This is a genomic window from Paenibacillus lactis (assembly GCF_017873605.1).
Lineage (GTDB): Bacteria > Bacillota > Bacilli > Paenibacillales > Paenibacillaceae > Paenibacillus_AQ > Paenibacillus_AQ lactis.
This window is the reverse complement of the sequence record NZ_JAGGKI010000007.1, coordinates 258022-278384: the sequence shown is the minus strand read 5'-3', so window position 1 is coordinate 278384 and position 20363 is coordinate 258022. Positions and strand designations below refer to the sequence as shown.

Below are 20363 nucleotides of genomic sequence, written 5' to 3'. Positions count from 1 at the left end.
GAATCCCTCCTAGTCGTTTAACCTTTGATAGAGCCGATCATGACTCCTTTGACAAAATGTCGCTGCACAAACGGATACATGATGAGCACCGGCAGGCTGGACACAATAATGACCGCGTACTTGATACTTTCAGCCAGAAGCACTTTATCTTCCAGACCTACGCTGCCGTCCACGGCATCCGATTGGCTGATCAGCAATATTTCGCGCAGCACCAGCTGCAGCGGATACATTTCTTCGCGGCGGATATAGATAAGCGCATTAAAGAAGGAATTCCAGTGGCCCACCGCATAGAACAGCACCATGACCGCCAAGATCGGCTTCGACAGCGGCAGAATGATGCTGATGAGCAGCCTCCAATTGGAGCAGCCATCAATATGGGCAGCCTCTTGAAGCTCCCAAGGAATGCTGGATTGGAAATACGTTCGCATGACGATCAGGTTGTACGTAGAGACCGCCCCAGGGATGATCAGCGCCCACATTGTGTCGACCATCCCGAGGTCTTTGACGAGCAGATAGGTCGGAATCAATCCTCCGCTGAAGAACATCGTGAGCGTGACGATCAGCATCAGCCCTTTGCGCAAAGGCAGATCCGGCCTTGATAGCGGATAAGCCGCGAGCAGCGTCATCAAGATATTGATCGTCGTTCCGACTGCCGTATACAGAATTGAATTGCCGTATCCGGTCCAGATTTTATCGTTTTGCAGAATATTAATGTAAGCATCCAGCGTCACGCCCTTCGGCAGCAGCCACACCTCTCCGCCCAGCACCTTTGCCGGATCGCTGAATGAGGCGCTGACCACAAACAGCAGCGGATACAGCACGATCAGCATGATCACCGCGGCGACCGAATAGATCACGATGTCAAAGCAACGTTCATCCTTCGCGGTATGGCGCGTTTTATTAACCGGGGTTCGTTGGGACATGGAGCCCTCCTCCTTTACCATAGACTCGTCTCCGACGTTTTCCTCGCGAAGCGGTTCACTAGAAGCAGCAGCGTAAGGTTAATCACCGAGTTAAACAGCCCGATCGCCGCGGTGTAGCTGTATTCGCCCTTAAGAATCCCGGTCGTGTACACGAACGTGGAAATCACGTCGCTTGCCTCTAGATTCAGGTTGTTTTGCATCAGCAATATTTTCTCGAACCCGATATTCATGAATTGTCCGACATCGAGAATCAGCAAAATGACGATGACGGGCACGATTCCCGGCAGAGAGACATGCCAAATGCGCCGCATCCTGGAGGCTCCATCGATCTTGGCCGCTTCGTACAGCTGCGGATTGATTCCGCTGAGCGCCGCGATGTAGATAATCGACTGCCACCCCATGTTCTGCCAAATGTTCGAGCCGATGAAGATCGTCTTAAACCAGCTGGCCGATTCCATGAACCGAACCGGATCTCCGCCAAATGTCTGGATCAGCATGTTTAAAGGACCGTTAACCGACAGCATCACCGTCAAGATGCCCACGATGACAACCACGGAAATAAAGTGCGGAATATAGGTGATGTTTTGCAGCCATTTACTGTAGGCTTTGCTGCGAATCTCATTCACGAGCAGTGCCAGCATGATCGGAATAGGGAACGCGAGCAGCAGTGAGATCAAATTGATGGTTAGCGTATTGCGCAGCAGTCTCCAGAAATAATACGAATCGAAAAATCGCGTAAAATGCTCGAAGCCGACCCATTCGCTGCCGAATATCCCTTTGGCCGGGTTGAAATTTTTAAAAGCGATTTGAAGTCCGTACAAGGGACCATAGTGGAAAATCAGATACCAAGCAATCGGCAGCAGCAGCATCAGATACAGGTCATATCGTTTGGCCATCTGAACCAAGAGGCGGCTGCCGCGATTCGGACGGCTGGGGGGCAGGTTGGCCCCCGGAGGGGCCTCCATGTTGTTCATAATATCTACTCCTTAACCAGCGGCAATCAGCCTTATTTTTTCATCTTGTCGTAAGCATCCTGATACAACTGCTGCAGCTGATCCATCTTCATCTTCTTTAAGGTCGACTGGAATTCTTCCCATTTATCGAAGCTGAGGGCGCCGGCAATGAATTTCGTGCTCTGCTCCTCGTAATACTTGTCAATGTCGTTGCGTAGGATATTGACCTCTTGCGCGGTTTTCTCATCAAACATCGGTGCCGCGTAACGTATCTCCGGCATGAACGGATCCAGCTTCTTCTGCGCATCCTGCACCTGCGGCGGATTAATATAGGAGGAGACCTGCTCGCTGATCAGATGAGGCGCTCCGCCGCCGGCATACGGGGTAATTTTCGGCTGCGTTTCGGAAGTCGAGTATTCTTCCTTGTAGTACGGGATGCCGTCTTTCAGCTCGTAGTGCTCGCCTTCTCTACCGAACCGCAGGAGCGTGGAGCCTTCATCGCTGTAGAAATAATCGATCCAGCGAATCGATGCTTCGGGATGCTTATTCTCGGACGTGATGGCATAAGCTCCTGGATCTCTCGGCACCGGCGACGCCTGGCTTTGCATCCGGTCTCCGTGCGGTCCAGCCGGAGGCGCCATCCCTTCGTATTGATCCGCGATCGGCAGGAAGTTGTTATTCGTTTGGTCGAAGAATACTCCCGTTTTGCCTGACCCTTGCTTCGCCAAATACTGCGCTTCCGTATGAGAGAACACCTCGGGATCAAGCAGCTTCTCTTTGTACAGCTTGTTCAAGTACATCAGCATTTCTTTGTTGCGTTCGCTGCCCATCCAAATTTCAACCTTGTCGTCGACGATGTTAATGTTGTAGCCAAACTGCTGATCCAGACCGAATGAGCCGCTCATCATCGTCACGATATGTAGTCCTACACGGGCGGTCATCGGAATCTCGTCCTTCTGGCCGTTTCCGTTCGGATCCTGATCGCGGAAAGCGACCAAGACGTCGTACAGCTCATCCGTCGTCTCGGGCACCTGCAGCTTCAGCTTCTCCAGCCAAGCCCGGTTGATCCATTTCTTGTCCGTCCGTGCCGATCCGAGCGTCACAATTCCCGGAATCGCATAAATATGACCTTCCGGCGTCGTAATTGCCGCGCGGATTTCTGGATATTCCTCCATCAGCCTGGTGAGGTTGGGGGCGTAATCCCGGATCAAGTCTTCCAGCGGAATCAGCTGGCCGCCTGCCCCGTAACGAACCGCTTCGAGCGGTGTAAGACCGGAGCGGTATAACACATCCGGAAGCTCATTCGAGGCGAACAGCAGGTTCTTCTTTTCCTGGAAGCCATCGGTCGGTGCTTCGATAAACTCAACCTGAACATTGCTCATTTTCTCGTAATCCTGAAATACCGGCATGTCTTTGAACGGCCCGTTCACGGGTGCGATCCGGGTGAACATCTTCAGCTTGATCGGTTCCTGCACGATCGGGAATCCTTCCTTGCTCACCGCGTTTGACGCTGCTCCCTCTGGGGCGGTATCCTTCTTCCCGCCGGTCCCGGAGCTGCAGCCCCCAAGGATCAGGCCTGATATAATCATCAAGCTGATTGCAGACCTGCCCCATTGTTTTCGCTTCATACAATGACCTCCTCTTTCTCGATGAATATCACTACTTGTAAGCGTTTGCGTTGATGTGGATTTATTATAGTCGATCCCATCAGAGGGCAAATTCCACAAATATGACCTCATACTCCACTTATTTTACGGAGTTGCCTGGCCTGACCCTTTGCACATAGGCTTGGGGCGTCATGCCTGTCCTTTCCTTGAATACTTTAAAGAAATAATTGTAGGTGCTGAAGCCGACCTGGACGCTGACTTGCTTAACCGAATAGCGCCGGCTTTCCAGCAGCTTACGGCTTGCATCGATTCGCACCCGGTTCAAGTATTCCGAAAATGTCATGCCTGTCTCCTCTTTGAAAATCCGGCTCAGATATGATGGATTCAATCCGATCGCCCCTGCCGCAAGCTCGAGCGTAATGTAGCTATGATACTTCTCCAGGATCAACAAAATCGCCTGGGAAACATGCCGCGAATGATGGCCGGCGGCACGCTGAAGCTTCAAACGGTTCAACAGCTCGGCATAATAAGAAAGAAGCCATTGCTCCAATTCATCCACGCTCCCGATTTGTCCCACATCGTCGCGCGGTGGAAGGACGCCGTTCTCTTCGCCTTCATCAGCTAAGGGAAGCCATTTTCGAATCGCCTTCTCTGAGGCGGACAACAGCTCGCGTACGATCAGCTGGACCGACGGCGAATGGATCGGCTGCTTGCGAAGTCCGTCAAACACGGAAGCAATCACTTCCTTTACGCCTTCTCCGTCCAAATTTTCCACGGTGAGAAGAAGCTGCTTCTGCTCCTCGATGGTCAAGGATACACGTTCGCTGTGCAGCCCCGCCGGCTGCAGGGCCGGAGCAGCATCCAAGGCCCGCTCAGCCGTCCGGTAGCTGGCTTCGAGCCGGGAGAGGCTGGAGCATATGTGTCCGACGGCATACGTGCATTTCAAATTCATAAACAGCTCCAGCGAGTGACGGAGATGGCTCATCAATCTTTCGGCTTCACTTGCGGCAGCCTGCTCGCTGCGCTCCTGGAATGCGAACACGACGGCGATGCGTCCGTTCTCCACATAAGCTGCCGTCCGCTGCGACATGTCGCCGCCCAGGCTTTGCTGCATCAGATCTACCGCCTGCTTCATCAGCCGGTTCGTCTCCACATCGCTTCGCGACTCTGTGAGCAGCAGGAAGGAAGAAATTTGCATTGCCGCAGCTGCAAAACATACTGCCCCCGCATACAAGCCGTTCTGTCTGGAATAGGTCTCCAATTCGATCGCCGACTCGGTCTTTCCCCGCAGCGCTTGAACGATGAGCTCACGCATATCCGAAGGACCGGCGGGTAACAGACGATGTTCCGCTTCACGCTCTTCCATCTCCTGTACGGCTTTCTTCAGAACGCCCATGAGCTGAGCTGCGTCCAAACGATGCTTGAGTAAATAATCGACTGCCCCGTTCTTTAAGCATTCGCGAACATAGTCGTAGTCGTCGTAGCTGCTCAGCATAATGGTTTTGGCGAAGGGATACCGTTCCCGGATCGTCCGGTTGAGTTCCACACCGTTTATGCCCGGCATACTTACATCCAAAATGACGATATGCGGCCGATTCCATTCAATCATACGGAGCGCCGTTTCTCCCTCATAGGCCTCGCCGCACAGCTCGAAACCGTGAATGCCCCAATCCGATATCGTTCTAAGATGGTGGTGCACCAAAGGTTCATCGTCAACCAACAGCACTTGATACATCGCTTATTCCCCTTTATATCAATCTATTTACCGCTCCCCATTCCGGGGAAGCTGAGCTCGACTTTCGTGTACAATCCCTCTTCACTATAGAGCTTGATCCCATAGGGCTTGCCGAACAGCCTATGGATCCGCTCATGCACATTACGCACCCCCATGCCGCTGAAGCGCGAGTAAGTCCCTTCGCTGCTCTCCTCCAGCCGCACCATGCTTTCATTGCTCATGCCTTTGCCATTATCGATCACTTCGATCTTCAGGTCTCCATCCTCGCCGAAGACTCGGATCAGCACGAATCCCCCGTGGCCTGATGGACCGAAGCCATGCATCAGCGCATTTTCGACAATGGGCTGTAATGTCAGCTTGGGTACTCGGCATTCCAGCAGATCTTCATTTTCTACCTGAATCTGCACCGGAATCGGTTCAATAAACTTGTATTTGACGATTGCGACATAACTGTTGACGTAATCCAATTCCTCTCTTAATGTAAGAAGCTCTCCTGAATTACCAAGCACGCCGCGCATCAGTTCAATCAGTGCTCCCGACACCTCTTCGATGTTGGGCACCCCGTTCAGCTTGGCCAAATATTTGATCGTATTCAGAGAATTGTAGAGAAAATGCGGGCGGATTTGTGCCTGGAGTGCGGTGAGCTCCGCCTCCCGTTTGGCTTGCTCGCTCGTCCGGATTCCTTCCATCAAGCGTTTCAATTCATCCACCATACCGATAAACACGTGATATAAATCGCCGATTTCGTCCTTCGACTCGATCTCCGTTCTCGGAAAGTCGAGATTCCCGTCCTTGACCCGCATCATCATCGTTTTCAAACGGCGGATGTGCAGAGTGGTGCGGGACGACATCTGAAGCGATCCGAACAGCACGGCGATGAAAACCACGACCGATACCTCTACCATGAGATTGCGTATTCTTATGGATTCGCTCAGCAGCGAATCGAGCGGAATCAACGCCCGGGTCGTCCACCCCGTATACTCCGATTTCCGGCTGACGACGATATAAGGCTTTCCGTCAATGACTTGTTCCGCGGTTTCTTCGATACTGGACAGCTCAGCTGCATCATAAATCGCTTTTTCCATACCGGGGGTTACGCTTGCCGGAGCCGAATCGGACTTGTAAACAAGCTGCTTCTGCCCGTCGAGCACATACAGCATGCTATCGGCGGTCGGCTTGACTCCGTATGTTTTACGAATGAAATCATAATGCAGGTCCACCATGACCACGCCGATCGTTTCCCGATCGTAGCGGAGGACGCGGCCAACAGAGATTGCCTCCGTTGTGCCCAAATGCTTGAAATATGCGTGGCGCTCCCCATTGCGCAGCATGAAATCCATCGTGCTTGTTTCCAGGAACGTACGGTCGATCCAAGGCCCTCCCGAGAAGAATACTTTTCCGTTCAGGCCGATGACGGCAATTCGGGAAATATACGGCTTGTAATCGATCAATCCCGACAGATATTCGGTGATCCTCTTCTGCTCTTGAAACCATTCATAGCTGATTTCTTCGCTTGGGCTCAGGACCGTATCGATCACCGTATTTTTGTTGGTAACCGCAACCGTGTTCAGCCGATCGATCTCTTGGAGCATAACGTTAAGGGATTCGTCCGCCTGCCGGATGCTGTCCGAAACCGAGGTAATGGCGGTACGCTTGATCGTATCCCGCATATTCACATAAACGATGCTGGTAACGGAGACGATCGAGAGGAGCGTAAGAAAACCGAGCGCAACAAACATTTTTCCCTGAATGCTTAATTTGGGTGAAATCCATTTTTGCAGCGTGGCCAGCGTCATTGTCCGCTCTCCTTTTCGGCTGGAATGATAAAAACAAGATGGGTCGTAAGCGTTTGCAATAATAACAAGCTCCGGCTAACCTTTCGCACCGGTTCGCATGGCCAGCGGAGGCATATTGTAATAAATTTTAAAAGCTCGTGTGAACGTGTACAGGTTCGGATAGCCGAGGGACAATGCGATTTCAGTGACGGAAGCATCTGTCTCGGTAAGCAGGCGCTTCGCTTTTTCCATACGGATGTTTTGAAGATATTTCTGCGGGGATACCCCGACTTGAGCGGCAAACACGTTGGAGAAATACGAGCGGTGCACCCCTGCGAAAGCTGCTACCTGCTGCACCGTTATCCCTTCGGTTGCGTGAAGATCCATAAAATCCATGCACGCCCGGATCCACCGCGAGGGCTCGCTTGAGTGGACGGGTTCTGTATCGGGTATAAGCAGCGCCATCAGCTCGCATACCATCCCTTGAAGCGCCAAAGAGACGGCCGGATGCCAGCGCTCGGTGCCGGCCATCTTATCAAGCGTTTTTGCTGCCGCTTCCTTGACCGGTGAAGTAACCATTTGTTTCCCGTATGGTCGATCCGGCGTGATCCCGGCAAGCCCCAGCAGCCCTTTGACCCGGGTGCCGTCCACGGCAAGCCAATTCATTTGCAGAGGCGCATCGGATGCAAGCGCGTAATAATCATAGGTCCTGCCCGGGAACAGACAAAACAGATCGTTCTTGCTGAGCTCCACCCTTTTGTCGCCGAATTCAAGGCATACCCTTCCTTCAAGAACCAAATGAAGGCTGTAACATTCAATCCGCTTCGGCCCGACCTTGTAATTAGCCTTAGCAATGCTTCGGCCGCCCCGGACTGGCCATAACTGCGCCTCCTTATCGAGGTAGCCGGGCGTGTAATAAATAAACTCGGCAAACTCGTGATCATATTCCTGCATCATCGATTGCCACCCTCCTGAAAGTGTTGATGAAATCATCTAGATAACAAAATGACAATATGTAGACAACATAACGATATTCCTAAACCATTGATAATTCAATATTATCATAATGGGAGGGGATAAATTTTGTATAGTCAACCTAACATTTTACTAATCACAAGTGATCAACAGCATTGGAACACGATCGGTGCCTTTCAACCGGAAATTTCGACTCCGAATTTGGATCGGCTGGTACGGGAAGGGACGATGTTCGAGCGGGCCTATTGTCCGAATCCTACTTGTACGCCCAGTCGAGCCTCTATCATTACTGGCATGTACCCAAGCCAACACGGCGCATGGACATTGGGAACGAAATTGCTGGAGGACCGCCATACGGTCGGGGAAGATTTCAGTGCGGCAGGATACAAAACCACGTTGATCGGCAAAGCGCATTTTCAGCCCTTGAAATCGACGCCGGAGTACGAATCGAAAGAAGCATACCCGGTCTTGCAGGACTTGGAATATTGGCGGAAGTTCCATGGACCGTTCTATGGCTTCGACCACGTCGAGCTAGCACGCAACCATACGAACGAGGCACATGTCGGACAGCATTATGCACTGTGGCTGGAAGAGAATGGATGTACTAACTGGCGCCAGTACTTCCTTCCTCCTACCGGCACAATGAATCCCAAGCAAACGTACAAGTGGCCGATTCCGGAACGATACCACTACAACGCGTGGATTGCCGAGCGTACGAACGCCCGTCTCGAGGAGCACAACAAAACCGGAGTCCCGTTCTTCCTATGGGCGAGTTTCTTCGATCCGCACCCGGAATATTTGGCTCCGGAGCCATGGGATACGATGTACGATCCGGAGGAGCTTACGATCCCCGCGCTTGTGCCTGGTGAGCATGATCGCAATCCACCGCATTTCGGCATGACCCAGGAGGAAAATCCCGACTTCTCCGAATGGATGGAGACGGGATTCGGCATCCACGGTTATCGTTCGCATCATTATTATGAATACGGGGGCAAAGAACGGCTGACGGAATATGACAAGAAGAAGCTGGTCGCCGTTTATTACGGCATGATCAGCCTGATGGACAAATATATCGGCAGCATTCTGGATAAGCTGGACGAACTGGGTCTAGCCGAGAATACCCTGGTCGTATTTACGACGGATCACGGTCATTTCTTCGGCCAACATGGCCTGCAGGCCAAGGGAGGATTTCATTATGAGGATTTGATCAAGCTTCCGTTTATTGTGCGGTATCCCGGCCGGGTTCCCGCAGGAAGAAAGTCGAGTGCCATCCAATCCCTGGTTGATCTGGCGCCCACCTTCCTCTCATTCTGCGGATTGCCGATACCGCCAGCCATGGCCGGCGTCAACCAGAAGGACGTCTGGCTCGGCTCCCGGGAAAGCGCGAGGGACCATGCAATCTGCGAATTCCGGCACGAGCCGACGACGATTCATCAAAAAACGTACGTGGATGATCGCTATAAAATCACGGTCTATTACAATCAAACGTATGGGGAAATTTTCGATCTGAAGGAGGATCCGGGGGAGCTTCGCAACTTATGGAGCGAACCAGGGTACGAAGGGTTAAAGTCGGAGCTTCTTCTCAAATATGTGTGGGCAGAGCTCGGGAAAGAACCGATGCCGATGCCGAGAATTCATCACGCCTGAACGGCTTCTTCATTAAATATAACTTCATGATTCAACCTTGTAACTAAAATAGGGGGGACGTTCGATAAGGCTATTTTGCCTTCGATCTGCCCCTCTTTTTCTGTAAATTTATCCTTGCCATCCATTTGAAGGTTAGAACACTACGATACCTGCAACCGCGGACAGCAAAATCACTGCAAAGGGATGTACTTTATACTTCGTCACCATCACGATACTGCCGGCGCAGATCAACAGCATTCCGATCATCGACCAGCTCGGCACCGCTTCTCCGCGCCCGCCGAGTCCAAAATGGATGGCGGCGTAAATGATTAGGCCGGTAACGATCGGACGCAAGCCGTAAAACGATGATTTGATCCAATCGTTGTTGTACAGCTTCAGAAAAAAAGCCGAAATTAGAATGACGAGGATGAGCGACGGCAAGATGATGCCGACCGTGGCAACGATGGCTCCTAAAACACCGGCCTCCGAGTATCCGATCAAAGTAGCAGCATTGGTCGCAATGGAACCCGGCGCCATGCCGGCCATAGCTACGACTTCCTGGAATTCCCCGAGATCCGTCCATCCCCTTCCCTCCGCCTCCCGCTGGATTAGCGTGAGCACGGCATATCCGCCGCCGAACGAAACGAGGCCCACCTTAAGAAAGACAATGAATAACTGCCATAGCATAAGTGGATCCCCCTTCAGATGTAATATTCCGGATATTGCAATTCCCGCTTTTCTTCATACGGCGGCTTCTCTGTACGAACGGCCATTCCGAGTTTGCGCTTGCATAAGACCACCGCTATTCCCGCAAGCGGCCCTCCAAGGATCAGATATAGCGAATGGATACTGGTGAACAACAAGAGAAGCACCGCAATCGCTGCGATCATCAGCGTAGCGGCATCCAGGATGGAGGACTTCCACATTTTGCAGGCAGCAACGATAATCAGAGCCACTATCGAAGCATGAATGCCTTGGAGCGCAGCTGTCACTTTCTCGTTATCCTTAAAAATCGTGCTGAGGAGACTCAGAAGAAATACGATCATGAACGTGGGCAGCGTGATTGCAAAGACTGCCGTAACCGCCCCTAAGATCCCGGCAAGCCGATAGCCGATAAAGGCAGAGGAATTAACGGCAACCCCACCTGGAGCGGAGCCGGCAATGGTCATCATCTCCGCCATCTCTTCCTCGTTCATCCACCCTTTCTTATGAACGATTTCTTGTTCGATCATCGCGATCATCGCATAACCTCCCCCGAACGTGGAAGGTCCGATTCTTAAAAAAACGCCGAACAATTGCCTCAACAGCTTAAATCTCCGGCTTTGCGCATCGTTCATCCGGCCTCACCCTTTATGCTCTAGTTTGTCATATCAGAATTATAGCACATTAATTCCATTTTGGTATTAAGTTTTATTTTTGGCGAGGAATATGTTGACAAATCATTATGATAGAATCAAAATCCATATGAAGTTCTTGTGTAATAATATCAAAATGATGTAAAGTTGATTAATCCGATGTCTTGTCTGGAAATAATACGACGATGCCGCTATACTTGATATACCCGACTAATGAACTTGGAAATGGAGAACGATGCTTATGGTGGTTCATTCCAATCCTCCGCTTAAGAAGCAGGTTTACGATCGTATTTCCTACCTTGGGACTGCCTCGAAAGTCGATTTGATGCATTATTTTTCAATCACCAGCAGCAGCATGACGCGTCTGCTTGAAGAGATGACCTCCCAAGGGCTGATTGTCGTCTCCGGTCTGGGCAGCTCCACCGGCGGCAGAAAGCCGCTCCTGTTTCAGACCAATCCGACATACCGGTATATGTTAGGTCTCGATATATCCCGCATTCATTCCGCGCTCGGTCTTTATGACATGCACCTAAATACTTTGTCTCTGACACGCTGGAATATGGACAATCAAATGACGCCGGAGCGGTTGGTCGACCTGGTCGCAAGTGAAGCAGGGAAATTTCTGGCCGCCCAAGGAATCTCGGCAGACGATGTCCTGGGAATTGGAATCGGAGCGGTCGGTCCGCTGGATCAGAGCAAAGGCTTGATTCTCGAGCCGGAATTCTTCTCGGCTCCTTCGTGGATAAACGTTCCGATTTGCGAGCTGCTTGAGACAAGACTGGGGATCCCCGCCTTACTCGACAACGGTGCCAATACCGCTTTGATTGGTGAGCATTGGGCACTTAGAGCGCATAACATACAGCATGCCCTTTACGTGCATGCCGGCGTTAATATCCGGTCCGCCGCGATGTCGGGCGGTCAAGTGCTGCGCGGGGCCGTCGATACCGAGGGTGCGGTCGGGCAAATGATCATCCAGGCGAACGGCCCTCGCCTCCGTGATAAAGGCAACTATGGCGCTTTGGAAGCCTTCGTGTCGGTCCCCGCGCTGGAAGAGCGCGTACGTACCCAACTGAAAATCGGGCGCTACAGCATGTTGTCCGGCATGCCCCCGGATCATGTGAATTTCTCAGCGCTGGTCGACGCTCTGGTAAGCGGGGATCCGCTCGTAACCGAGCAATTTACGGAAACCGCCGCATACTTGGGTATCGGTCTCGCCAATCTGATCAATGCGCTTCATCCCGAATACGTTATACTGGGCGGACCGCTGATGACCGCGCATCGGATGGTGTTCGACAACGCGGTGGAAATCGCCAAGAAAAATACATATCATTACCCCGAATACAATCCGGTCTTCACCCCGGGGATCCTCACCGATGAAGCCGTCGCTACCGGAGCAGCGATTATGGTCCTTCAAGCGTGGGATGGCGAATGAACCGGGGAAGCCCGCCCCAACCAAACAAAGAGGCGCTGCAAATGCAGCGCCTTCTTCATACGCATTGAACATTTCCAAAAACAACGATTCTGCAGGCAATCTAACGGTCTTCCTCCCCTGTGAGTTGGAATCAGCACTTATCAGCATGGATAGCTATAGTAATCCTGCGTGTGCACAACTTTGAATCCAACGGATTCATATAATCCAAGCGCATGCTCGTTTTTCGTTTCAACTTCTAAGTGTACCGAATATCCGGCAGCGCTTTGTTCTTTAATGACTTGGCGCAACACCTGTCTCCCGATTCCCTTTCCTTGATATTCCGGCAGGATCGAGAATCCATAAATCCATGCCTGCCCCTCTTCTTCCCTGCTTATTCGCAGCTTACCGACGGTTTCTTCATTCACAACAATCATGAGCATGTCCGTATGATCCGCGAACGTTTTGCTTTCCATCACGCTGGCGTCTTCTTCATCCATGCCGAACGCTTGAACGGATATCCGTACGCTCATTTCATAATCATTGATCGTAGCCTTCCGCAAAACAAGACCGCTCGTTTCCTCAAGCGGACATTCCTACCACTTCATTTGATGCTCCGAGAACGCATACTTAACGCCTTGTTTATTCAAAAAGGATTTTGCCGCATCCGATCCTGCAGGCGCGTTCAGCAAAATTTTTTTGTATCCGCTTCGTTTGATGTGTTCCATGGCATGATCGAACAATCGTTGGAAATATCCCTTACGCCGCTCGCTTGGCTTTACCATGCCGCAAACCTCGACAGCAGAACCAAAAGCATATAAACCTAAGAACGCGACGAGCTCGCCATGCTCGTATTGCAAATAATCCATTTGGTCAGAAGTGCGCTCCCTGAGCATTTCCCAATTCAGCTTCAGTTGTACATGATCATGACTTTCACACTCTTTTTGCAATTGCTCAATGTCTATTAATTGTTGTGTCGTTAACATGTTTTCTCCCTTCCGCGCTCCGTCTGTCTTCAATTATAAATCGTTTATCTGCCCAGGGATATGAATGGTTATCCGATGACTTAATAGAGGATTTCACCTTATCGTACTGGGGTATCAACCGGATCGCAGTTGCCCATAATTATAAAAACTACGCGAAAATTTGCTTATGCTTGTTGCCCAAAAATATGAGGAGTGAATGGATATGAAAGCTATCATTATTGAACAATATGGCGGAAAAGAGCAATTAAAAGAAGCGGATATTCCAAAGCCTACTCCTGGAGAGCAACAAGTCATCGTAAAGCTCCATGCCACTTCGATCAATCCGATCGATTGGAAGCTACGTGAGGGATATCTCAAGACCATGATGCCGTTCGATTTCCCGATTATTCTAGGATGGGACGCTGCTGGTGTCGTTTCTGAGGTTGGCGAACAAGTGACCAGCTTTAAGGTTGGGGATCGGGTCTTTGCTCGTCCTGAAACAACGAACCGGGGAACCTATGCGCAATATACTGCGGTGGATGCTCATTTGCTCGCCAAAATCCCTGAGAATCTAACCTTTGAAGAGGCTGCCTGTGTCCCGCTGGCCGGATTAACTGCATGGCAGTGCTTATTCGACTTTGGAAATATCCAAAAAGGCGAGAAGGTGTTGATTCATGCCGGAGCAGGAGGCGTCGGCACATTCGCCATCCAGCTTGCCAAGCATGCGGGAGCCTATGTTGCAACTACAGCGGGAACACATAATGTGGATTTATTAAAGTCGCTTGGTGCCGATGAAGTTATTGACTATAAGATAGAAGACTTTGAAAAAGTTCTGAGCGATTATGATTTTGTCCTTGATTCGTTGGGGGGCGAAAACCAAGAGAAGAGCTTTACCATTTTAAAAAATGGCGGCAAAATGGCATCGATAGTGTCTGAGCCTAATCAAGAAAAGGCCGCGCAAAAAAACATAAAATCAGGCAATGTCTGGTTGAAACCGAATGGCTCACAATTAGCAAAGATGGCTGAGCTTTTGAAACAAAACAAACTTAAGGTCTTGATTGGGCACCGATATCCATTATCTGTAGAAGGGATCCGGGAAGCCCATGCCATAAGCGAAAGTCATCATGCGAAGGGAAAGATTGTTATTGAAATAAGTTAAACATTCAAACCTCCCGTTGCGTCAATGTTTTTGTACGATATATCAATAGACTCAATTATTGGGTTGCACTGGCTTGGTGATGGATGAGGTGAGCTATTGAGTCACCTCCCCGTCTTTAAGCTTGCGTATACTTCTGATTTTTCGTAGCCATGCCTGCTTTAACAATGCGGGAAACAGACGATGGATACGCCACGCCCACCGAACGGCAACAGGAAATATAATGATATCTTTGTTTTGGATAATGCCCTTTAGGATCAAATCAACGGCCTCACTGGTTTTCATTGCCCCTGAGGGCAGCGATTCCACAACTTTCTCATTCGGTACATTGGCAACCGTCATATTCTTATAAATGTCGGTTTGAACATGGCCGGGACAGATCGTGCTAACCTTGACTCCCACATCTGCTCCCTCATACCTTAATGATTGTGAAAGACCGACGACTGCGTGTTTGCTTGCACAATACGGCGTGTTGCCCGGCTGAGGCATTAAGCCAGTGGCAGACGCTGTATTTACGATATGCCCGAACCCTTGCTGGGCCATCACTCGATAGGCAATTGTCGAGCCATAAAGCACCCCATTCCAATTGATATCCATTACTTTTTTCCACTGGGCCATCGTCAGATCCCTGACATCCCCGCCAATTGCAATGCCAGCGTTATTAAACATATAGTCAATCCTGCCGTATTGTGATACGGTTTCCTCGATTAATTGTTGGACCTCGGCTTCGCTGGCAACATTGACTTTCATATAACGTGCGGTTCCTCCGCGATTCTTGATCTCATCTACAGTACTCTCAGCATAATCTTCACGAATGTCTGCTACAACTACAGTCGCGCCCGATTTTGCTAATTGGAAGCAAAGCTCTCGTCCAATGCCAGAGCCGCCGCCAGTAATAATGGCCACTTTATCCTTAAAATAATTCACGATCCGTACCTCCTTCAACTGACTGACTTCAGTCAATTAATGATTAAAAATATACAACTTCCGAAGAAGCTGTTAACCAATGCCTAGTATGCGTTTATAAAAATATTTAAGCTTCTCCACTCTTTCTTCATCGGACATACTTGAATCAATCGACTGCCAGCCGTATAAACAAAATTTTGCTGTCTCCTCAGGATACGAGCAGTTGAATGAACCATCGGCATTTCCTGTTTCAATTAATTCTTTGAATAGGGGGAGAATCATTTGTATTCCTGCGCTGCCAATTCGCTTATGAATCTCCTCATTCTCCTGCTGGTGTATGGTTTTGATTAATATAGCATCCTTCTTAAGCATGCCGCTTGTAAATTGGAACATCCGTTCTAATCGATCCGCTGCGCTGATCGTATTGTCTTTCATCAAAACCATTAAATCGGCCAGTATTTCTTTAGCCCACTCCTCAACAACAGCATCGAGCAATTCTGATTTTGATTTTACGTAGTGATACACAAGCCCATGCGCTACACCCATTTTATTCGTGATATCGCTGATTTGTGTTCCTTCATAACCCTTCTCCTCAAACAGTTCCTTGGCGGTCTGAATGATCTCGGCTCGCCGCTCTTCTGGTGGCTTCGTCTTTCGTGCCATGGAAGTTCACCTCCTCCTTCTGTCATCTAATGGGCTCCCTTCAAATATGAATATATCAGGCCCATTGACTTGAGTCAACGAGGATAATGTCCAGGCTGGCCTACCTTTTTTTCTGTTTAGTAGGTTGCGAAAAAAAACCAAAGGGCCATCTAGGCAAATCAAAGGCCATCTCGTAAAAAGAATGGCCTTATCAGTAAGGGCTTCATATAATCGAGTGATCTTTATTCGTCCGAAATATTGATTTTGCGGGCAACGGGGGCCTCTTTTTCCTCCTCGATCGTGTCAATGACACTGTCAATCACGGATCGCGAAGCAAGCAGCCATTCCTTGACGGCGTTTTTCACATGCTCCTTCGTTTGATGCCGCTCCAGATTTGCCAACAACTGCTCCAGTCGTAGCATTTTTTCCATGACTCGTTCCCTCCTAAGCGCTCCCGCTTCTTATTTATCCTGCATACTCTCCATTTCCCGTTTGCCAAACCGGATAACAAGCCGGTCCTCTGCATATCTAGCGCCTACCACTTGGCGGTTCATCAACGTCCTTGGCAGGATAACCTTGCGTTTATAAGCACCGGCATCCACCGTCAATTCGTCGCCCGTCTGCGTTAAATTCAGATCGGCCTTATCGATAAATGGAATCATAAGCTCCAAGAGCATTTCCCCATCCTCCTCGCGAATCGACTCTGTTCTGCCGTGGTAAAACATGGCGGAAGGATCCCGGTCGGCATAAACGATGTCCGCTAATTCTTTAAGAACGGGAACTCCGATGATTTCCTTTTGCATCATAGGAGCCTTCAGAATCGGAAGCGGCTGGAAGTTCAAGACGATTTCTTCCTCGTATTTCTTTTGAATGTCCCGCCACTGAGCGAAGAAGCCTTCTCCTGCCCCATCCGGCAGCAACCGATTGACGATAATGGCATCCGTGTTGAATCCGAACAGGTTCAAATAGGTAAAGGAGCGCTTTGCTTCGGCGAGCACCATCTTCTCGGGATTCAGCACGATCCTGACCGACGTGGTGTCCGAATCCAGGACGAGCCGCTGCATTTCCTCCAATCCCCGTGCCAAACGCTCGATGCTGTCCAGCACGTCATCCGAAGGAAGATCGATATCCTTGACAATTTTGGCAACCGGCCGTACAATCTTGATCAGTTTGCGTTCGGTCGGGAAGATTTTCTCCAGCCACCAATTCAATACGTTCGGATAGCTTAACAGCCGCAGCGTCTCTCCGGTCGGGGCGCAATCCACCACCATGACATCATATTGCCCGCTTTCAGCATGCTCCTTGATTTTCAGCAAACTAAACAGCTCTTCCATGCCGGGAAAAACAAGCATTTCTTCCGTAGTGACGTCTTTAAGCTGGGCTTTGTCGAGTAATTTCGTGAGCCAAACCTGTACGGTTCCCCAATTGCGCTCCGTCTCGCGGATCGCGTTCACTTCCTGCCCCCACAAGTTTTCGCTGATTTGCACCGGATCGGGCCCGATCGGTACCGCCAGCGAATCCGCTAAACTATGCGCTGCATCTGTGCTGAGAATCAGCGTTCGTTTGCCTTGCTCCGCCATTTTCACTGCCGTCGCCGCCGCGATGCTGGTCTTGCCGACTCCGCCTTTGCCCGTGTAGATGATGATCCTCAAATCCACCCGCTCCTTTTTAGTACGATTTCGTAGTAATTGGTCGGAAAAATCCGGTATGATAACCGGTTATTCCTCAATCTGAATCTTTATTGGCTGGCGCTTTACTTCTTGCGGTGTAACAGGTCCTCCGTCTTGGAAGACTTTAGCTGCCTTGAACAGAAGTGCCGTCAGCTGCTCCAATTCTTCCGGCGTAAATGCATCCTCCAATCTGCCAAGCAGCGCCATCATGATTTGCTCCCATTCTTTCGCCAGCTGCAGACCTTCCTGCGTCAGCGTGACGAGCTTCACGCGTTGGTCTTGCGCAGACGTGGCTCGTGCGATCAAGCCTTTGCGTTCAAGCCGCTTAGCGATGCTGGTCATCGAACTTAGCGGTGCCCCCATCTCGGCGGCCAGCTCCGACATCGTTAAATCTCCGCGGAGGAGCAAAATAAGCAGCGTCGACATATCGGAGCGGGTCACTTTTTGTTCAAGCTGAAGCGTATCGGTCATAAAAGCGAACGGACGCAGACCGGTCTTGAGGAAAAGATCGTATAGTTGTTTTATACCGGTCACTCCTTTATGTGCGATTTCGCATGATTGCGTCTTGCGACTATTTTAATACGACATCGTAATAATTTCAACAACCTCTCCGAATTTTTCTTACTAATGATAACCAGCTATGGACAAAGCTTATGCATATTACGGGAATCTCTCCGTTTTAACTGTCCTCAAAAATGCCCATTGACACATTTTCGTGCACAATGATCCATTGAAACTGTTAAGGTCTATTATCCGCAGAGACATAGCACTTTTGCAATCCCAGCAGGAGATTAGCCTGGATTGCCGTACTTAAATATTAATCGGATTGTTAATCAAACGGCAAAAGGAGACCTAAGAAATGCGGAGAGAGGCCATATTGTTAGTGGATGATGAGGAAGGTATTTTGGTCATGCTCGAAAATCTGCTTCGAAAAGAAGGATTTATCGATATCGTAAAAGCCGGTTCCGCTGCTGAAGCGCTCAATGCCGTGCAAACAAGACGTTTCGATATGATCGTTCTTGACGTCATGCTTCCGGACATGGATGGATTTTCGCTGTGCACGGAAATGCGCAAAACCATCACGACTCCGGTTTTGTTTCTGACCGCACGTTCCAGTGACCTGGATAAACTTCGAGGCCTGTTCTTGGGCGGGGATGATTATGTAACCAAACCATTTAACCCTCTAGAGGTGATTGCGCGGATTCAGGCACATTTGAGACGGAGTATGATGGTTGAATCCAACCATCAATACGCCGAAGAGCTTTATCGATTCAAGACGTTTACCGTGAACCGGTCAACGGGCCAGCTCATTATCAATCAAAAGGATACGCCTTGTCCGGCTAAGGAATTTGAACTTCTTCTCTATTTCTGCAAACACCCCAACCGGGTATTTACGGCTCAGCAGCTATACGAGCAAATATGGGGTACGATGGTTCATGGCGATGAGAAGACCGTCGTCATTCATATTTCAAGATTACGCAAGAAACTGGAAGTCGATCCGGCTAATCCTAAGGTTATCGTTACATTAAGAGGAATTGGATACAAGTTCGTTCCGCCGTCGGGAGGCTAACACCATGAACTTTATGCTTCGCATCGCCCTTCAATTGCTCGCGGCTTTCGTTTTTCTATTGATTTGTATTCAAGTCATCATCCTCGGGGTTGCTTGGTTATTCTGGCCGGATTTGATTCGGACGGGTAACACTTCGAATCATTACGAAATCTTCGTGGTAGCCTTGTGCAGCGTTCTGTTTGTTGTTACTTTGCTTTGGATCGGTTGGTATCTAGGAAAGCCGCTTTACATCATGATCGTCTGGATCAGGAGCTTGGTTAGTGGACGGTTCGATCCGCCGCCGGGCTGGAACAACCTCCGCTCCCATAAGAAAGGCAGGCTGAAATTTCCGTATGCGATCTATAAGGAAGTGTTCGAGCACCTGCGAATGCTTGGCAGCACGCTCCAAAACAACGAGAAGGCGCTCCGTGAAGCAGAACAATCGAAGCAGGAATGGATTCGAGGGATCTCTCACGATTTGAAAACGCCGTTAACCTATATCTCAGGTTATTCCGCGATGTTAGTTCACCCTGATTATCGGTGGAGCGAAACGGAGAAAAGCGATTTTCTTTCGGTCATTCAGCAGAAGGCCGCTCACCTGCAAGAACTGGTTGAGGATCTTAATGAAACGGTTAATGGTCCGATTCCTCTAAATGCCGAGAACACGGATATCGTTGAACTCGTGCGCAGAACGGTAGCGGATGTCAGCAGTGCTCCTTGGGCTGCCGGGTACGCATTTGTCATGGATTCGGAGCCGGAACAATTGTCGATCAGCTGCGACCCGAAACTCATGACACGTGCCATTCGGAATCTGCTCGTCAATGCCGTCGTCCATAATCCGGAGGACACCCGGATTGAGGCTCGAATTAAGCTGCTCGATCATCGGATTGCCGAGATTCGTATTAAGGATAACGGGGTCGGATTTAACCAGCATGCGGCGCGAGTTACGATTCAACCAACGAGCGAACATGCGGGGCTTGGATTATCCATCGCTAAGAAATTCATCGAGGCGCATGGCGGAACGATCATGGTCCAAAGCTCGCTTGGCGAAGGGACTTCCATTTTGATCAGGCTGAAGGCAGAGCACATTTAGGGTGAAGTTGTGTTCCCGTTTACCT

General features: G+C 50.1%; 20 protein-coding genes. 5 read left to right on the top strand and 15 right to left on the bottom strand.

Annotated features, from left to right (window positions below):
* Positions 1-17 precede the first annotated feature (17 nt).
* The 6 genes from J2Z18_RS15715 to J2Z18_RS15690 form a co-directional block, all read right to left on the bottom strand.
* Positions 18-923: a carbohydrate ABC transporter permease gene (locus J2Z18_RS15715; RefSeq protein WP_007131362.1), complete on the bottom strand. Its 906-nt coding sequence runs from the start codon at positions 921-923 to the stop codon at positions 18-20.
* 14 nt (positions 924-937) lie between these two features.
* Positions 938-1897, bottom strand: coding sequence for an ABC transporter permease (locus J2Z18_RS15710; RefSeq protein WP_007131361.1), 960 nt, complete (start codon positions 1895-1897; stop codon positions 938-940).
* 32 nt (positions 1898-1929) lie between these two features.
* Positions 1930-3504 carry an extracellular solute-binding protein gene (locus tag J2Z18_RS15705; protein ID WP_007131360.1) on the bottom strand — a complete coding sequence of 525 codons (1575 nt, stop codon included), beginning with the start codon at positions 3502-3504 and terminating at the stop codon, positions 1930-1932.
* A 118-nt stretch (positions 3505-3622) separates the two neighbouring features.
* Positions 3623-5218: a response regulator transcription factor gene (locus tag J2Z18_RS15700; RefSeq protein WP_007131359.1), complete on the bottom strand. Its 1596-nt coding sequence runs from the start codon at positions 5216-5218 to the stop codon at positions 3623-3625.
* 23 nt (positions 5219-5241) lie between these two features.
* Positions 5242-7014, bottom strand: a complete 1773-nt coding sequence (locus J2Z18_RS15695; RefSeq protein WP_007131358.1) for a sensor histidine kinase — start codon at positions 7012-7014, stop codon at positions 5242-5244.
* Positions 7015-7089: 75 nt separating this feature from the next.
* Positions 7090-7950, bottom strand: coding sequence for an AraC family transcriptional regulator (locus tag J2Z18_RS15690; protein WP_244869109.1), 861 nt, complete (start codon positions 7948-7950; stop codon positions 7090-7092).
* A gap of 126 nt (positions 7951-8076) precedes the next feature.
* Here J2Z18_RS15690 and J2Z18_RS15685 point away from each other — a divergent pair, with 126 nt between their 5' ends.
* The gene (locus J2Z18_RS15685; RefSeq protein ID WP_210094973.1) at positions 8077-9615 is read left to right on the top strand and encodes a sulfatase family protein; all 1539 of its coding nucleotides are present in this window, start codon (positions 8077-8079) and stop codon (positions 9613-9615) included.
* Between the two features lie 132 nt (positions 9616-9747).
* Here the strand turns inward: J2Z18_RS15685 and J2Z18_RS15680 are convergent, their stop codons facing one another.
* Both J2Z18_RS15680 and J2Z18_RS15675 read right to left on the bottom strand, forming a co-directional pair.
* A complete protein-coding gene (locus J2Z18_RS15680; protein ID WP_007131355.1) occupies positions 9748-10281 on the bottom strand; it encodes a chromate transporter in 534 nt (177 codons plus the stop codon).
* 14 nt (positions 10282-10295) lie between these two features.
* Positions 10296-10931, bottom strand: coding sequence for a chromate transporter (locus J2Z18_RS15675; RefSeq protein WP_210094972.1), 636 nt, complete (start codon positions 10929-10931; stop codon positions 10296-10298).
* A 259-nt stretch (positions 10932-11190) separates the two neighbouring features.
* Here J2Z18_RS15675 and J2Z18_RS15670 point away from each other — a divergent pair, with 259 nt between their 5' ends.
* Positions 11191-12381, top strand: coding sequence for an ROK family protein (locus J2Z18_RS15670; RefSeq protein ID WP_210094971.1), 1191 nt, complete (start codon positions 11191-11193; stop codon positions 12379-12381).
* A 140-nt stretch (positions 12382-12521) separates the two neighbouring features.
* Here the strand turns inward: J2Z18_RS15670 and J2Z18_RS30505 are convergent, their stop codons facing one another.
* Together J2Z18_RS30505 and J2Z18_RS30500 are read right to left on the bottom strand one after the other, a co-directional pair.
* Positions 12522-12920 carry a GNAT family N-acetyltransferase gene (locus J2Z18_RS30505; RefSeq protein WP_245256015.1) on the bottom strand — a complete coding sequence of 133 codons (399 nt, stop codon included), beginning with the start codon at positions 12918-12920 and terminating at the stop codon, positions 12522-12524.
* Between the two features lie 33 nt (positions 12921-12953).
* Complete coding sequence (locus J2Z18_RS30500; RefSeq protein ID WP_244869107.1) at positions 12954-13343, bottom strand: GNAT family N-acetyltransferase; 390 nt, start codon at positions 13341-13343, stop codon at positions 12954-12956.
* Positions 13344-13545: 202 nt separating this feature from the next.
* Here J2Z18_RS30500 and J2Z18_RS15660 point away from each other — a divergent pair, with 202 nt between their 5' ends.
* Positions 13546-14481 carry an NADP-dependent oxidoreductase gene (locus J2Z18_RS15660; protein ID WP_210094970.1) on the top strand — a complete coding sequence of 312 codons (936 nt, stop codon included), beginning with the start codon at positions 13546-13548 and terminating at the stop codon, positions 14479-14481.
* A 93-nt stretch (positions 14482-14574) separates the two neighbouring features.
* Here J2Z18_RS15660 and J2Z18_RS15655 read toward each other — a convergent pair whose 3' ends face one another.
* From J2Z18_RS15655 to J2Z18_RS15635, 5 genes are all read right to left on the bottom strand, one after another.
* Complete coding sequence (locus J2Z18_RS15655; RefSeq protein WP_007131350.1) at positions 14575-15405, bottom strand: SDR family NAD(P)-dependent oxidoreductase; 831 nt, start codon at positions 15403-15405, stop codon at positions 14575-14577.
* A gap of 72 nt (positions 15406-15477) precedes the next feature.
* On the bottom strand, positions 15478-16047 hold the full coding sequence (locus tag J2Z18_RS15650; protein WP_007131349.1) for a TetR/AcrR family transcriptional regulator: 570 nt from the start codon (positions 16045-16047) through the stop codon (positions 15478-15480).
* 221 nt (positions 16048-16268) lie between these two features.
* Entirely contained in the window at positions 16269-16457 is a 189-nt protein-coding gene (locus J2Z18_RS15645) for a hypothetical protein (RefSeq protein ID WP_007131348.1), read from the bottom strand.
* A 30-nt stretch (positions 16458-16487) separates the two neighbouring features.
* Complete coding sequence (locus J2Z18_RS15640) at positions 16488-17678, bottom strand: ArsA family ATPase (RefSeq protein ID WP_007131347.1); 1191 nt, start codon at positions 17676-17678, stop codon at positions 16488-16490.
* A 66-nt stretch (positions 17679-17744) separates the two neighbouring features.
* Positions 17745-18230, bottom strand: a complete 486-nt coding sequence (locus tag J2Z18_RS15635; protein WP_007131346.1) for a MarR family winged helix-turn-helix transcriptional regulator — start codon at positions 18228-18230, stop codon at positions 17745-17747.
* A 325-nt stretch (positions 18231-18555) separates the two neighbouring features.
* On the opposite strand from J2Z18_RS15635, the gene J2Z18_RS15630 reads away from it, so the two are divergent.
* Together J2Z18_RS15630 and J2Z18_RS15625 are read left to right on the top strand one after the other, a co-directional pair.
* Positions 18556-19266 carry a response regulator transcription factor gene (locus tag J2Z18_RS15630; RefSeq protein WP_007131345.1) on the top strand — a complete coding sequence of 237 codons (711 nt, stop codon included), beginning with the start codon at positions 18556-18558 and terminating at the stop codon, positions 19264-19266.
* 4 nt (positions 19267-19270) lie between these two features.
* Positions 19271-20338: a sensor histidine kinase gene (locus tag J2Z18_RS15625; RefSeq protein ID WP_007131344.1), complete on the top strand. Its 1068-nt coding sequence runs from the start codon at positions 19271-19273 to the stop codon at positions 20336-20338.
* The last annotated feature ends 25 nt before the right edge of the window (positions 20339-20363 follow it).